At 50.9% G+C, this 15,625-nt stretch carries 11 protein-coding genes; all 11 read right to left on the bottom strand.

From position 1 onward, the window contains the following. Nucleotides 1-13: 13 nt before the first annotated feature. On the bottom strand, nt 14-1,213 hold the full coding sequence (locus AB4Z33_RS24915; RefSeq protein WP_442052480.1) for an acetylornithine transaminase: 1,200 nt from the start codon (nt 1,211-1,213) through the stop codon (nt 14-16). 5 nt (nt 1,214-1,218) lie between these two features. After that, entirely contained in the window at nt 1,219-2,022 is an 804-nt protein-coding gene (argB, locus tag AB4Z33_RS24910) for an acetylglutamate kinase (RefSeq protein ID WP_442052490.1), read from the bottom strand. A 31-nt stretch (nt 2,023-2,053) separates the two neighbouring features. Next, entirely contained in the window at nt 2,054-3,292 is a 1,239-nt protein-coding gene (argJ, locus tag AB4Z33_RS24905; protein ID WP_442052479.1) for a bifunctional ornithine acetyltransferase/N-acetylglutamate synthase, read from the bottom strand. A 97-nt stretch (nt 3,293-3,389) separates the two neighbouring features. Continuing rightward, nucleotides 3,390-4,439, bottom strand: coding sequence for an N-acetyl-gamma-glutamyl-phosphate reductase (gene argC, locus AB4Z33_RS24900; RefSeq protein ID WP_442052478.1), 1,050 nt, complete (start codon nt 4,437-4,439; stop codon nt 3,390-3,392). 254 nt (nt 4,440-4,693) lie between these two features. Continuing rightward, nucleotides 4,694-5,581 carry a YitT family protein gene (locus AB4Z33_RS24895; RefSeq protein WP_442052477.1) on the bottom strand — a complete coding sequence of 296 codons (888 nt, stop codon included), beginning with the start codon at nt 5,579-5,581 and terminating at the stop codon, nt 4,694-4,696. A gap of 168 nt (nt 5,582-5,749) precedes the next feature. Continuing rightward, nucleotides 5,750-6,857 (bottom strand): peptide chain release factor 2 gene (gene prfB / locus AB4Z33_RS24890; RefSeq protein WP_442052476.1). Its coding sequence is split into 2 segments (ribosomal slippage): nt 5,750-6,784 and nt 6,786-6,857, totalling 1,107 coding nucleotides; the frame shifts between segments, so codons are not numbered across the junction. A 91-nt stretch (nt 6,858-6,948) separates the two neighbouring features. Continuing rightward, a complete protein-coding gene (gene secA / locus AB4Z33_RS24885) occupies nt 6,949-9,456 on the bottom strand; it encodes a preprotein translocase subunit SecA (protein ID WP_442052475.1) in 2,508 nt (835 codons plus the stop codon). A 141-nt stretch (nt 9,457-9,597) separates the two neighbouring features. Beyond that, complete coding sequence (hpf, locus tag AB4Z33_RS24880) at nt 9,598-10,143, bottom strand: ribosome hibernation-promoting factor, HPF/YfiA family (protein WP_442052474.1); 546 nt, start codon at nt 10,141-10,143, stop codon at nt 9,598-9,600. Between the two features lie 189 nt (nt 10,144-10,332). Then, nucleotides 10,333-14,430, bottom strand: a complete 4,098-nt coding sequence (locus tag AB4Z33_RS24875; RefSeq protein WP_442052473.1) for a beta strand repeat-containing protein — start codon at nt 14,428-14,430, stop codon at nt 10,333-10,335. A 235-nt stretch (nt 14,431-14,665) separates the two neighbouring features. Beyond that, nucleotides 14,666-14,863: a cold-shock protein gene (locus tag AB4Z33_RS24870; RefSeq protein ID WP_028599014.1), complete on the bottom strand. Its 198-nt coding sequence runs from the start codon at nt 14,861-14,863 to the stop codon at nt 14,666-14,668. Nucleotides 14,864-15,033: 170 nt separating this feature from the next. Then, nucleotides 15,034-15,625: GDP-mannose 4,6-dehydratase (locus tag AB4Z33_RS24865; RefSeq protein ID WP_442052472.1), on the bottom strand; the 592-nt coding region annotated here is incomplete at its 5' end.

The following is a 15,625-nucleotide window of genomic DNA, read 5'->3' as shown; positions in this document are numbered from 1 at the left end:
CTTATATATCCCATTAGTTCGGACGTTTCGTCTCCAGCAGCTCTGTCAGAATAGCTACAGCGCTGTCGATCTCCTCTGTCGTTACGAGCAGATTCGGCAGCAAGCGGATGACATTCGGCCCTGCGGAAATGACGAGCAAGCCCTTCTGCTGCGCCTCTACCAGGATTGGTGCGATCGGCTCTGCGCATTCAATGCCGACGAGCAGACCGAGTCCGCGCACATCGCGTACAAATCCATTGCCTTGCAGCTTCTCGCGCAGCTGTGCCATTAGGTATTCGCCTTGCTCGGCAGCTCGTGCCGGCAAACCGTCACCTACAATTTCCTCCAGCGTCGCTTTCACGACAGCCGTCGCAATCGGCGTACCGCCGAACGTCGAGCCGTGGCTGCCCGCCGTGAACCCTTCGCGAAGCTTCTCCTTGGCGACCATGGCGCCGACCGGGAAGCCGCTTCCGAGACCCTTGGCCAATGTGAAAATATCCGGCTCAATGCCAAAATGCTCATATGCGAACAACTTGCCCGTCCGTCCGATGCCCGTCTGAATCTCATCGACAATAAGCAGAATGCCATGTTTCTCGCATAAAGCCTTAGCTGCTTTGATGTAATCCTTATCGACCGGATAAATGCCGCCTTCGGCCTGCACCATCTCCAGCATAATCGCTGCAGTCGTATCCGATATAGCCGCTTCTAACGCCGCAAGATCATTAAACGGAATCGTCTTGAAGCCTTCGGGCAGCGGCGCAAAACCTTCTTTTACTTTCGCTTGGCCGGTAGCCGTCAGCGTCGCAAGCGTCCGACCGTGGAACGACTGCTCGAACGTAATGATTTCATAACGTCCGTTCTTCTGTACGAGCTGCTGGTAACGACGCGCCAGCTTAATAGCCGCCTCGTTGGCCTCAGCACCCGAGTTGCCGAAAAATACAGCATCGCCGCTGCTATTGTCCGTAATGAGCTTCGCCGCTTCCTCCTGGTTAGGAATGCGGAACAGATTGGACACATGCCACAGCTCGTCGAGTTGCTTCACAAGCGCTTCCTTGACGCGCTTAGGCGCATGGCCCAGATTCGTAACGGCAATGCCGCTCATAAAGTCCAAATAACGATTGCCTTGATCGTCCCACAGCCAGCTTCCTTCGCCCTTCACCAGAGCCAGCGGATACCTTGCATATGTAGGCAATAGGGATTGACCTGCATCCACTGCCGTCTTTGTCTCGCTCATCGTCATTACACCCGCCCTTCGCTTGTTTGTACGATACGTGTGCCTACTCCGCCCTCGCGGACAGCCTTCGTCAATACGCCCGGCTGCTCGCCGCTAACGATTACGACCTCGCGCACCCGTCCTTGTATGCACTGAATAGCTGCACGCACCTTCGGAATCATGCCGCCGTATATTTCTCCGCTTGCGATCATCGCTTCGATTTCTTCGACCGTCACTGTCGGCAATACCTGCTTCTCGCCGTCCACCGTCTTCAGTATGCCCGGCACGTCCGTTACGACGATCATCCGTTCAACCCCGAGATGGGAAGCAACCGCTCCTGCTGCCGTATCCGCATTAATGTTATAGCGTTGTCCAGCCCCATCGATGCCAACGGGAGCAATAACCGGAATATAGCCCATTCCCATTACACCCTCAATAACAGCTGCATTCACGTCCGTTACGTCGCCCACGAAGCCAATCTCGCTTGCATTCGCAACAGGCTTTGCTTGAATCAGCTTGCCGTCTACGCCGGACAGACCAAGCGCTTGTGCGCCTCGCGTCTGAATCTTGCGGACGATCTCTTTATTAATGCGGCCTGCCAGTACCATCTCAACAACATCCAGCACTTCGTCGCTCGTCTTGCGCAAGCCGTTCACGAATTCAGATTCAATGCCTAGCTTAGACAGCGTCTCGGATATAGCCGGTCCGCCGCCATGCACGATAACCGGACGTACGCCCGATTGCTGCAGCTCGCGCAGCTCGTCGAAGAAACCATCAGGGAGCKCCGCTAACGTGCTGCCTCCGCATTTCATAACAAACCGTTGCTCTATCAATGTATTATGCCCTCCAACGTTAGACTCTCTATGTCCGATATGCCGCGTTAATGCGGACATAATCATAGGTCAGATCGCAGCCCCATGCCGTTGCTTGCCCATCTTCCATATGTAGATCGACGAGGATAACGACCGTGTCGCCCTTTAAATATTCCAAGGCAGCCGCTTCGTCGAACACGACGGGACGCGACTGCTCCAGCGTAATAATGTCGCCTAGTCGAATGTCGACCGTCTCTGGATTAACCGGCTGACCCGCACGGCCTACAGCCGCTATAATACGGCCCCAGTTCGCGTCAGCGCCGAATACGGCAGACTTCACAAGCGACGAGCCAATGACCGTCTTGGCAATGGCTTGCGCCGCATCGTCGCTCACCGCGCCGCGCACTTGAACCTCAACGAGCTTCGTCGCGCCTTCACCGTCGCGCGCGATCGCCTTAGCAAGCACTTCGCATACATAGCGAACAGCAGCAGCGTATGCTGCCCAGCTTTCATGCTGCGGTGTCAGCTCGTTGTTGCCGGCAAGCCCGCTTGCCATCGCTACGAGCATGTCATTCGTGCTTGTGTCTCCATCAACCGTAATCATATTGAACGTAAGGTCAGTCGCCTGACGCAGCAACTGCTGCAGCGCCTCGCTGCCGATTGCCGCATCCGTCGTGACGAAGCCAAGCATGGTCGCCATGTTCGGATGAATCATGCCAGATCCTTTCGCCGCTCCCGCAACGCTTACTCGCTTGCCGTCAATCTCGAGCTCTACGCACACCATCTTCTGCACAAGATCAGTCGTTAAGATCGCTTGGCAGAAATGATCCGCTCCTGTACGGTCTCCGGCAAGCTTGCCTGGCAGCCCATCGATACCGGCTCTTACTTTGTCCATCTTGAGCAGCTCGCCGATAACGCCGGTAGAAGCTACGGCTACATGATCGGCCGACACGCCGATCGCCTCAGCAAAACGGGCGCGCATCTCATAAGCATCCGCTTCGCCTTGCTTACCTGTGCACGCGTTCGCGTTGCCGCTGTTCACGAGCACCGCGCGCAGCGTGCCGCCGGAGCCGATGCTCTCACGCGTCACCAGCAGCGGCGCTGCCTGGAATACGTTCGTTGTATATACGCCAGCTGCCGCTGCGGGCACCTCGCAGACGATCGCGCCAAGATCATGGCGCGTCGATTTTTTCAGTCCGCAATGCAATCCGCCTGCTGTGAAACCAATAGGCGTCGTTATCGAGCCGTCTTCGACGACCGAGAACAGTGAATGATTACCCTGTCCCATAATAAGATCGTTTCTCCTTCATCTGATCGAATATTATAAAGTAACAAGCGTATGAGTCCGTTGTCAGCTCTCTTATTATTGCATGCAAAAAATAACCTTACGGATATGCAGGAACGAATTGCAAACCGAGCGTCTCGTCCCAGCCCATCATTATATTCATATTTTGGATCGCTTGGCCGGCAGCGCCTTTGACCAAGTTATCAATGACCGATACAATCGTAACCCGGCCGGTGCGTTTATCAACCGCGAAGCTAATATCGCAATAGTTGGAGCCCCATACTTCCTTCGTCGATGGCAGCTCGCCCTCTGGACGAATGCGCACGAAGCGTCGTCCTTCATAATAACGCTGATACAGCTCGATGAAGTCGCTTGCGCTTCTCTCACCTTGTACCGTCGCATACATTGTGGACATAATGCCGCGAGTCATTGGAACTAGATGAGTAGAGAACGTCGTCACGACAGGTTTGCCCGCCGCATCCGAAAGCACCATCTCGATTTCCGGAATATGCTGATGCTTGTTCAGCTTGTAAGCTTTGAAGTTTTCGTTAATTTCGGCATAATGATTGCCAAGCGATAGCCCGCGGCCCGCACCGGATACACCGGATTTCGCATCGATAATAATGGTTGCCGGATCGATCCAGCCTTCTTTAACGGCAGGAACTAGCCCAAGCAGCGTCGCAGTCGGGTAACAGCCCGGATTAGATATGAACGCCGCATCGCGAACATTGTCGCCGTATACTTCGGCAAGTCCGAATACGGCTTGCTCCAAGTAACGCGCGTCTGCCGCAGGCTTCTTGTACCACTCTTCATACAGCTCAGGCGATTTCAACCGATAGTCGCCAGACAAGTCGATAACTTTAAGCCCGACCTCCAGCAGCTGCGGAGCAAGCTTCGAAGCTACGCCAGCAGGCGTGGCCAAGAACACGACATCCGCTTTCGCTTTAATCGTCTCAGGCGTCACATCGTCGAGCAATTCTTCATGAATGCCCGTCAGGTGCGGAAAGCCTTGCGAGATAGGCGTTCCAGCGCTGGAGGACGAAGTGACCGATGTCACTTCCGCGCGCGGATGAGAGGCCAACAACCGAATCAATTCAACGCCGCCGTAGCCGGTTGAGCCTACAATTGCTACTTTCAACTTCGTTTCCATTATTTACATCTCCTCGTTACCGGCCGCTATCTCGTGGCAACCTGCGCCAAAGCTTCGTACAGCCGCTCTATCTATTATTGAATCCCTATTCTTTCTTGTATTTATGAACGGAAGGTTGTCCTCTTCCACAACTTTTAATTGTACATCATTCCACAGTTGATGAAAATACATGCAGCGTTTCGTATTATTATACATTTTGATTAATAAAAATACAATGAACATTTGATGCCATCAAACTCACCTTTATCGCGCTGTTAGCCGTCTAGCTTGAAGCCCTGGCCAAGCACCTCGGCCGTGTTGCTTATGATAACGAAAGCGTTCGGATCAATGGCCCGCACGAGTTGCTTCAGCTTCGGCACTTCATTCTGCGACACGACAACCATTAGCACCGTTCGACCGGCGCCGGTATAACCGCCATGGCCGTCCAGCCGCGTAAGCCCGCGGTCCAAATCATGCAAGATCGCGTCCGCGACTTGCTCCGACTGATCGCTAATCACGAAAGCTACCTTAGAGAGTTGGAGACCCGTCTGAACAAAATCGATCGTCTTGCTCGTGACAAACAAACCAATAAGCGCGTAGAGCGCTATCTCCGGCGAAATGATGAACCCCGCCGCCGCAATCACGCAGCCGTCGAAGCATACGACCGCAAGGCTAAGCGGAAGCCCCGTGTACTTATGCAAAATTTGAGCCGCCAAGTCGACGCCGCCCGTCGAACCGCCACCGCGAAACACGAGGCCGAGGCCTAATCCGACGCCGATGCCGCCGTAGATGGCCGCCAGCAGCGGATTATGCGTAGGCGTATGTATGCCATCCGTAAGCAGGACGAACAACGGAAGCAGCACCGAGCCGAGCGCTGTCTTCAAGGCGAATTTCCTGCCAAGCAGCCATAACCCGGCAAAGAACAACGGAATATTAATCGCCCATTGCGTAATCGCCGGCGTAATATCAGCCAGCCTCTGCACCAAGATCGACAATCCTGAAACGCCTCCGGAGGCAATGCCGTTAGGCACCATGAACATATTGAAGCTTACGGCTACGATCGCCGAGCCGACTAGCAGTTGTGCGATCTGCCAGACCAACATTGTCCTCGGACTAAGCTGCTCCCTGCTTTTTCTTCGTTTAACCCTACTTTCTTCCGCCATGATGTCATCTCCTTTATTCGGCAAACGGTATGTAAGGTTCGTTTCGTGTTTTTTCTATGTAAGCGGCAAGCGGCAAAAAGAAGAGTTCCACACCTTATCAGTGTTGGAACTCTTCTCCTATCCTATGCAATTAAGCTCGCTTGCAGCTTCTGGCTCAAGAGCCATCCGCTATTCGTGGCGAATCTGATTGCGCAAGTATCCATCGATAAAAGCGTCCAATTCGCCGTCCATCACCGCTCCGATGTTACCTGTCTCCACACCCGTCCGATGATCTTTGACCATGCTGTACGGATGGAATACGTATGAGCGAATTTGGCTGCCCCATGCAATATCCGATTGCTCGCCGCGAATCTCGGCTAAATGCTTCATCTGCTCCTCGATCTTACGCTCGTAGAGCTTGGAACGAAGCATCTTCATCGCACGGTCACGGTTCGCTATCTGCGAACGTTCTTGCTGACAAGCTACGATGATTCCCGATGGAATATGCGTGATCCGAATCGCCGACTCCGTCTTGTTGACGTGCTGGCCGCCCGCGCCGCTGGCACGGTACGTGTCGACCTTCAGATCCTCAGAACGAATCTCGATCTCGATATCGTCATCGATTTCCGGCATTACATCGCAGGATGCGAATGAGGTATGCCGTCTGCCGGCCGAATCGAACGGCGAGATACGTACGAGACGGTGGACACCCTTCTCCGCTTTCATATAGCCGTAAGCATTGTGGCCTTTGACAAGAATCGTTACACTCTTAATTCCGGCTTCATCCCCAGGCAAATAATCAAGCAGCTCGACCTTGAAGCCCCGCTTCTCCGCCCATCGCGTATACATCCGGTACAGCATCATTCCCCAGTCCTGCGACTCGGTCCCGCCAGCGCCCGGATGCAGCTCGACGATTGCATTTAAACGGTCATACGGCTGATTAAGCAGCAACTGCAGCTCGAAGTCGCTCAGCTTGCTATTCAGCGCCTTGACTCCGCTAACGAGATCGGCTTCCAGCGATTCATCGCTCTCTTCCTCTGCAAGCTCCAGCATCATCTGCAGATCTTCTTGATCGGCATTCATGCGGTCATATTCCTCGACCACCGACTTCACCGCGTTTAGTTCAGATATGATGCCTTGCGCTCGGTCATTGTCATCCCAAAAGTCCGGCGACGACATCTTCTCCTCGAAGTTCGCTATCATCTCTTGCTTAAGATCTAAGTCAAAGAGACCCCCTAAGTTCTTGGAGTCGTTTCGCCATTTCACGCAGATCTTGTTTCACCGTTATGTCTAACATAGCGTCTGCTTCACCTCATATTAATGGTTGTTGCCAATAGAAYACGATATTCGCAGGACGCGAATATCGTGTGTTGGCGTACTATCTTCTATTACTTTCCGTGGCATTGCTTATATTTCTTGCCGCTGCCGCATGGGCATGCATCGTTACGTCCGACGCGCTCTTCACGCTTCGCAGGACGTTTCTCGGCAGCCTCTCCGCCGCCGCTCGTGCTCGTCGTTTGTCCTTTCACAACCTCTTGACGCTCCAGGTTGCTCTCGACGCGAGCTTTCATAATATATTTGGATACTTCCTCTTGAATGTTCTCGATCATTTCCTTGAACATCTCGAAGCCCTCGAATTGATATTCGCGAAGCGGATCCGTACCGCCGTAAGCGCGGAGATGGATACCTTGGCGAAGCTGATCCATCGCATCGATATGATCCATCCACTTGCTGTCTACTGCGCGCAGCACGACAACCTTCTCGAATTCACGCATCGTCTCTTTGCCAAGCTCTTCCTCGCGTTGGTCATAGTATGCAACAACTTTGCCGTAGATGAGGTCGACAATCTCTTCCTTCTCCTTGCCCCAGAGCTGGTCGCGAGTAATCGAGCCTTCCTCCAGGAACGTTGCTTGCACGTAATCCACGATTGCTTCCAAATCCCACTCTTCCGGAATATCCTCCGAGCAATGCGCCTCAACGATCCGATCGATAACCGGCTTAATCATATCCATAACCTCTTGGCGGATGTCTTCCGAGCCAAGAATATCGCGACGCTGTTTGTAGATGACTTCACGCTGCTGATTCATGACATCGTCATATTGCAAGACGACTTTCCGCGTATCGAAGTTATTGCCCTCTACGCGCTTCTGAGCGGATTCAACCGCCTTCGTAATCATCCGGCTCTCGATCGGCTGATCCTCGTCCAGACCAAGACGATCCATCATGCCCATGATGTTCTCGGAACCGAAGCGGCGCATGAGCTCATCCTGCAGCGACAAGTAGAACTGCGACGAACCAGGGTCGCCTTGACGTCCTGCGCGTCCGCGAAGCTGATTATCGATCCGGCGGCTCTCATGACGCTCCGTGCCGATGATGTGCAGACCGCCAAGCTCGCCAACCGTTTCGCCCAGCAAAATATCGGTACCGCGGCCGGCCATGTTCGTTGCGATCGTAACCGAACCTGCTTGACCAGCGCGGGAAATAATCTCTGCTTCCTCCGCATGGAACTTCGCGTTAAGCACTTTGTGCTGAACGCCTCTGCGTTTGAGCATCTCGGAGAGCTTCTCAGAGTTCTCGATCGAGATCGTACCTACGAGCACCGGTTGGTTCTTCGCATGCCGCTCTACGATCTGCTCGACAACGGCTTTGAACTTGCCGTTCTCGGTTTTGTAGACGACGTCCGGAAGGTCGTTCCTGACCATCGTACGGTTCGTAGGAATCTGAATAACATCCAGGCCGTAGATCCGCTTGAACTCTTCTTCCTCCGTCTTAGCCGTACCCGTCATGCCCGCCAGCTTGCGGTACATACGGAAGTAGTTCTGGAACGTAATCGTTGCCAGCGTCATACTCTCGTTCTGAACCTTCAGCTGCTCCTTCGCTTCAATCGCTTGGTGCAAACCATCGCTATAACGGCGTCCGGACATCAGACGGCCCGTGAATTCGTCCACGATTACAACTTCGTCCTCTTGGACAACATAGTCAACGTCGCGTTTCATAATAAAGTTCGCTTTCAGACCTTGCTGAACGTGATGATTAATTAGAATGTTATCATGATCGAACAAGTTCTCAATGCTGAACGCACGCTCTGCCTTCTCTACGCCTGACTCCGTGAGGGTCACGTTGCGAAGCTTCACGTCGATTGTAAAGTCTTMCTCTGRCTTCAGACGGCTTACGAAGCGGTCAGCCGCGTAATAGAGCTCCGTCGATTTGGCAGCTTGTCCGGAAATGATAAGCGGCGTACGCGCTTCGTCGACCAAGATGGAGTCCACTTCGTCAATGATCGCGAAGTAAAGCGGGCGTTGAACCATTTGTTCTTTATAAAGCACCATATTATCGCGCAAATAATCGAAACCGAACTCGTTGTTCGTTCCGTACGTAATGTCGCAAGCATAAGCTTCCTGCTTCTCGTCATGCGACAAGCCGTGCAGGTTACAGCCTACAGTCATGCCCAAGAAGTTATACAGCTGACCCATCAGCTCGCTGTCGCGCTGTGCCAAGTAGTTATTGACCGTAACGACATGAACGCCTCTGCCGAGCAGCGCATTCAAGTACACCGGAAGCGTACCGACGAGCGTCTTGCCTTCACCCGTCTTCATCTCCGAGATCTTGCCTTCGTGAAGCACCATGCCGCCTAGCAACTGAACGTCGAAATGACGCATGCCCAGCACGCGCTTCGACGCTTCCCTTACTGTCGCGAATACTTCAGGCAGCAGCTCTTCAAGCTCCTCGCCTTTCGCGATACGCGCCTTGAATTCATCCGTCTTCCCGCGTAGCTGATCATCGCTCAGCGCAGTAAATTTGGATTCCATTGCATTTATTTCATCTACCGTGCGCATGAGCCGTTTCACTTCTCGCTCATTGGCGTCGCCGAATATCTTTTTCACTAATCCGAGCATATTGTTCCCCTTTCGAATTACGACTCTTTGCCTTAAATTGTAACAGTTTGTAGACACCTCCGCAACGGATGCCCTTGAAACGAAAAACACCCCTTTCCCACTAGGGAAAAGAGGTGCTTTCCGCTTCCGTATATGGTTACATTATCCTTGTTCAATTAATCCATATTTGCCGTCGCTGCGCTTATACACGACGTTAACTTCCTTGCTATCTGAGTTGGCGAAAACGAAGAAATTATGGCCCACCATATTCATTTGTAAAATGGCTTCTTCCACGTCCATAGGCTTAAGAGTAAAGCGCTTCGTGCGCACGAGTTCCAGTTCATCTTCCTCATCCAATACGGATACGGCCGATCCTTCCTCTCGGAACAATGCACGTACACCGCTGCCTTGCCTGAATTTACGATTCACCTTTGTTTTATGTTTTCGAATTTGACGTTCCAGCTTATCCACTACAACGTCTATGGATGCATACATATCCTCGCTCTTCTCTTCGGCTCTGAGCATAACGCCGACGAGCGGGATTGTCACCTCTACCGTGTGCTGACCTTTGGTCACCGATAAGGTAACGTTGATTTCGGAGGCGACTGGCGTTTCGAAATATCTTTCCAATCGGCTGAGTTTCTTCTCGAYGTAGTCTCTCAAAGCATCTGTAACTTGAAAGCGTTGACCTCGAATGTTGTACATCATGGGGAACTCCTCCTTTACATGCTCTTATTATATCATATGCGGGAAGCGAATACAAAATTGTTTTTAGTTTATTTAGAATTTTCAGATAAATACATAGTAGAACTAAGGTTTGAAAAAACCCTGGCTTCCGCATGCACAAGCATGGAGAAGCCAAGGCAATTATAGATTATTGCTTATCGCATACAATGATTATTCAGCGATGTAGTCTTTCACTACGCGAATACTTTCGACTTTGTCGCCTCTTGTAATTGTAATATAAACTTTGCCTGCACCAGTGGAGATTTGAGCAATCTTCACGTTAACGGAGAGTTTACCGTCAGCTACCGTTGCAGTACCAATTACCGTTCCGCCTGTCGCAGCATCGTAAACTTTCACGACGTCGCCTTCTTTGAGGCCAGTTACGCGAACGATATCATCTTCACCATCATTGTTTAATACAACGATGTTAGTCGCAAGTGCCGGAGCTGTAAGTTCCGTTTCGTATGCAGCAGCCGTTCTTAGGCTTTCCTTCATACCATCGCTCTTCACGCTTACGTACACAGTTCCTTTAGCAGCACCCAGTTGTGCGATAGAAACCTTAATCGACGTTTCGTCTTCCTCTACCGTACCGGACACAAGCGCCGTGCCGCCTGCTGCTGCTTTGTATACATAAACGATATCGCCTGCAACAAGACCCGTTACTTCAACAGTATCATTCACGCCGTCTTTGTTGTTCGTTACTGTAATAGTAGCTAATGCAGGTGCTGGTGTCGAAGGCTCTACTGCATAAGTTTTAGCTGTACGAATGCTTTCCGCCTTGTCGCCTTTTGCAACGGTCACGTATACCGTACCGCCAGCAGCGTTAAGCAAGTCTACTTTCGAGATCGTTACTTCGGTCTCTCCTTCTTCTACCGTACCAGTTTCCAGTGCTGTTCCGCCTGTTGCAGCGCTATATACGCTAACTACATCGCCTTCAGCAAGTCCTGTAACTTTAACCGTGTCTTCTTTGCCGGTTCCGTTATTTGTAACGGTAATAGCCGTTGCAACCAAAGCCGGGCTTGCATCTGCATCGTAAGCTTTTAGAATTCTTGCGCTCTCAAGCTTACCTTCGTTAGTAACCGTAACATAGACATTGCCTTTTGCAGTGCCGAGTTGTTCAATCTCAACAACGGCTTCTGTCTCGCCTTCTTCAACCGTTGCCGTACCAATTGCAGTGCCGCCTGTTGCTACGCTGTATACCTTCACGATATCGCCTTCTACGAGGTCGGTTACTGTAACGGTATCGTCTACACCTAATTTGTTATTCACAACCGYGATTTTCGTAGCAACCGGAGCTGTCGATACAGGTTCTGTTAGGTAAGTTTTCGCAGTACGCGTGCTCTCAGCTTTGTTCTCTTTTGCTATCGCAACATAGACAGTGCCGCCTTTTGCTACCAGAAGGTTTTCTTCGGAGATCGTTACTTCCGTCTCTCCTTCTTCAACCGTTGCAGTGGCAATAGCTGTTCCGCCTGTTGCTACGCTATATACGCTGATTACATCGCCCTCTGCAAGGCCGGTAACTTTCACCGTGTCTTCAGTGCCTGTTACATTGTTCGTAACCGTAATCGCCGTTGCCAGCAATGCTGCGCTTGCATCTGCATCATACGCTTTAAGGACTCTTGTGCTTTCCATTTTGCCGTCGCTTCTAACGCTTACGTAGACATTGCCTTTTGCGGTACCGAGCTGCGTGATGGAAACTGTTGCATCGGTCTCGCTTTCTTCAACGGTTGCCGTACCTAGCGCTGTGCCGCCTGTTGCCACGCTGTACACACTTACTACATCACCTTCTACAAGGTTTGTCACTTTAACCGTATCGTTCACGCCTGCTTTATTATTAACAACAGTAATATTAGCAGCTACCGGAGCTGTCGTTACAGGCTCAGTTGCATAAGTTTTCGCTGTGCGCGTGCTTTCCGTCTTATTAAGCTTCGTAACGGTAACGTACAGAGTGCCGCCTTTGGCCACCAGCAGATCGGCTTTCGTAATCGTTACCGACGTCTCGCCCTCTTCTACCGTTGCCGTTTCGAGTGCTGTACCGCCCGTTGCAACGCCGTATACTTTTACCACATCTCCTTCGGCAAGGCCCGTTACTTCGACTGTATCATCTTTGCTCGTGCCATTGTTAGTAACGGTAATGGCTGTTGCTAACAACGCCGTGCTTGCCTCAGCGTCGTATGCTTTAGCAACTCGTACGCTCTCCATTTTACCGTCGTTTCTTACGCTAACATACACAGAACCTTTAGCAATTCCGAGCTGCACAATCGTAATTGTCGCATCCGTTTCGCCTTCTTCTACAGTTGCCGTACCAAGAACAGTGCCGCCTGTTGCCACGCCATATACATTTACTACATCGCCTTCAACAAGGTTCGTTACTTTAACGGTATCGCTAACGCCAACCTTGAAGTTGTCTACTGAAATATTAGCTGCAAGCGGAGCTGTCGTTACAGGCTCAGTTACATAAGTTTTGGCAGTGCGCACACTTTCCGTTTTGTTCACTTTCGTTACCGATACATACAACGTACCGCCCTTAGCGACAAGCAAGTCAGCTTTCGTAATCGTTACTGACGTTTCGTCTGCTTCTACCGTTGCCGTTTCAAGAGCAGTGCCGCCCGTAGCCACGCTGTACACCTTCACTACATCGCCTTCGGCAAGTCCCGTTACTTCAACCGTATCGTCCTTGGACGTACCGTTATTCGTAATCGTGATTGTTCCTGCAACTGGTGCAGCGCTTGCCTCCGATTCAAATGCTTTGGACGTTCTTACGCTTTCAAGCTTGTCCTCGCTCTTCACGCTAACGTAGAGCGTTCCCGCTGCCGTTCCAAGCTGTGCAATGGAAACCGCCGCATCCGTTTCGCCTTCTTCTACAGTTGCCGTACCGAGCGGCGTGCCGCCTGTTGCCGCCTTATAGACGTTAACTACATCGCCTTCAGCCAGTCCGGAAACTTTAACTTCATCGCTAACGCCTGTCTTAAAGTTGCTAACCGCGATATTGGCTGCTACTGGAGCAGTCGATACGGTCTCAGTAGCATAAGCTTTGACTAGGCGAGTGCTTTCCAACTTATCTTTCTTCGTCACGGACACGTATACGTTTCCGCCAGTTGCCGTAAGCATGTCTGCTTTCGTAACCGTTGCTTCGGTTTCATCTTCTTCAACAGTTGCCGTTGCCAGTGCCGTACCGCCAGTTACAACGCCGTACACGCTAACTACGTCGCCTTCAGCAAGACCTGTAACAACCACCGTATCATCCTTGCCAGTAGGACCATTCGTAACCGTAATTGCCGTTGCTACCAGCGCAGGGCTCGCATCTGTGTCGTATGCTTTCAGTACGCGTGCGCTTTCTAGCTTGCCTTCGCTCTTCAAGCTTACATAGACCGATCCCTTAACTGTTCCAAGCTGCTCGATGCTGACCGTCGCTTCGGTTTCGCCCTCTTCAACTGTAGCAGTGCCAATTGCCGTACCGCCCGTAGCGGCTTTATAGACGCTAACAATGTCACCCTCTACAAGATTTTTGACTGTGACCTTATCGTTTACGCCTGTTTTAAAGTTATCAACCGTAATGTTAGCGGCAAGTGGAACGGATGTAACCGGCTCTGACCCATAGGTTTTCGTAACTTTCGCGCTTTCCAATTTATTATATCTAGTAACCGATATTTGAGCTGTACCGCCCGTTGCAGTCAAGAGATCCGTTTCTTCGACGGTTACTTCCGTCTCGCCGGAACCTACCACGGCACTAGCAATAATACGGCCATATACCGTTACCTCGTCACCTTCGGCCAATCCGGTAACTTTAACCGTGTCATCTGTACCCGTTGCTTCATTAGTAACCGTAATTGCGGCAGCATTCAGAGCAGCTGATGTTTCGGAATCGAAAGCTTTGGCTGTTCTGGAGCTCTCCGTATTTTCACCACGTGTAACAGTCACATATACGCTGCCAGTCCCGCTGCCGATCTGATTGATCTGAACAGTAGCCTCAGTCGCGTCAGCTGCCACCGTTGCTGTACCGAGAAGAGTACCAGCAGATGCGGTATTGTATACATTAATGATATCGCCAACTTCAAGCCCGGTTACTTTAACCGTATCTTTAACCCCAGCTTTATTGTTAACTACGCTGATGGATGCAGCTATTGGAGCAGTAGTTCCAGCTGCGAAAGCAATTGCCGGACTTACAGCAGACAATAGCAGAGTTGCGCTTAATAGACCTGTTGCAAGTTTCGCTGCAGATTTCCCTTTCGATCTAGGCAGTACTTTCGATTTCGGTTTCAACTTCATGTGATTGCCTCCACAATTATAATGGTCGTTCATTACTATTACTATCGGCAGGCCTCTACTAGTTTTTTAGGTCTATTTTCCTTGTTACTTGTAATTTTATTGAATTGTTTGTCGAATTTGTCCATATTGGACCATTTAAATTTTTGAACGCAAAAAAAAGCCCCGGTTTCCCGGAGCTTTGTGATAGGCACTTGTCAATGAACCATCTATAAGGTGGCTAATGATAGCCTGATGATTACAGTTTGACTACGTTTGCAGCTTGTGGACCGCGTGCGCCTTCAACAATGTCGAATTCAACCGATTGGCCTTCTTCGAGTGTTTTGAAGCCTTCGGATTGGATTGCGGAGAAATGAACAAATACGTCGCCGCCTTGCTCAGTCTCGATGAATCCGTAACCCTTTTCAGCGTTAAACCATTTTACTTTACCTTGCATTCGCAAACATTCCCTTCATCTTCAAATACTGTGAGGCGTCTTAAGGTCTGGCCCACAATTTGACTATACCACCACGTTAATGGAATTGTCAAACAATTTGTTGTAAGCGAATACATTGCGATTATTACTGCAATTTTCTCTGTAAAACGATGTTTGTTAGAAGCCCGTTTTTAAATTAGATCTGTTGAGGCCACCCATTGTTCCGTACGCTTAATACCCTCTTCCAACGAAATAAGCGGTTTCCAGCCCAATAGCTCATTTGCTTTGGAATAGTTGCATAGCAGCTTTTGAATTTCGCTCTGCGGATGGATGTGTTCCACGTGATGGATTCGATTGCTGTCCCCCATAATTAATAGAGCAAGCTCGTTGATCGATATGTCTCTGCCAAGACCGGCGTTTACGATCTGACCGTTCACCTTCTCCGAATATCCGGCTTCCGCCACAAAACGAGCGCAATCCTCAACATAGAGCAAATCCCGCGTTTGCGTGCCTTCTCCGTAAATATTAACGTCTTTGCCCGCAAGTTTGTTTTTCACGAAAATGGCAACGACACCGCCTTCCCCTCCAGTTTTCTGGAACGGTCCGTACGTATTAAACGGGCGAATAACGACTGTCGGCAATCCGTATGCAAAATAGTAGGACAACACCATATTCTCGGCTGCAATTTTGGCTCCCGCATATGGCGAAGCCGGCTTAATCGGGTGCTTCTCCGTAATTCCTTCTTCATCTATGCAACGGTCGTATACCATGCAAGTGCTCATA

It is taken from the genome of Paenibacillus sp. 2TAB19 (assembly GCF_052115185.1).
Lineage (GTDB): Bacteria > Bacillota > Bacilli > Paenibacillales > Paenibacillaceae > Pristimantibacillus.
The sequence above is the reverse complement of the archived record's forward strand: the minus strand, read 5'-3'. Positions and strand labels throughout refer to the sequence as shown.

Coding starts and splice junctions, on each gene's coding strand:
- AB4Z33_RS24915 (WP_442052480.1), bottom strand. CDS start 1,213: ATGAGCGAGACAAAGACGGCAGTGGATGCAGGTCAATCCCTATTGCCT.
- argJ (WP_442052479.1), bottom strand. CDS start 3,292: ATGGGACAGGGTAATCATTCACTGTTCTCGGTCGTCGAAGACGGCTCG.
- AB4Z33_RS24870 (WP_028599014.1), bottom strand. CDS start 14,863: ATGCAAGGTAAAGTAAAATGGTTTAACGCTGAAAAGGGTTACGGATTC.
- AB4Z33_RS24895 (WP_442052477.1), bottom strand. CDS start 5,581: ATGGCGGAAGAAAGTAGGGTTAAACGAAGAAAAAGCAGGGAGCAGCTT.
- argC (WP_442052478.1), bottom strand. CDS start 4,439: ATGGAAACGAAGTTGAAAGTAGCAATTGTAGGCTCAACCGGCTACGGC.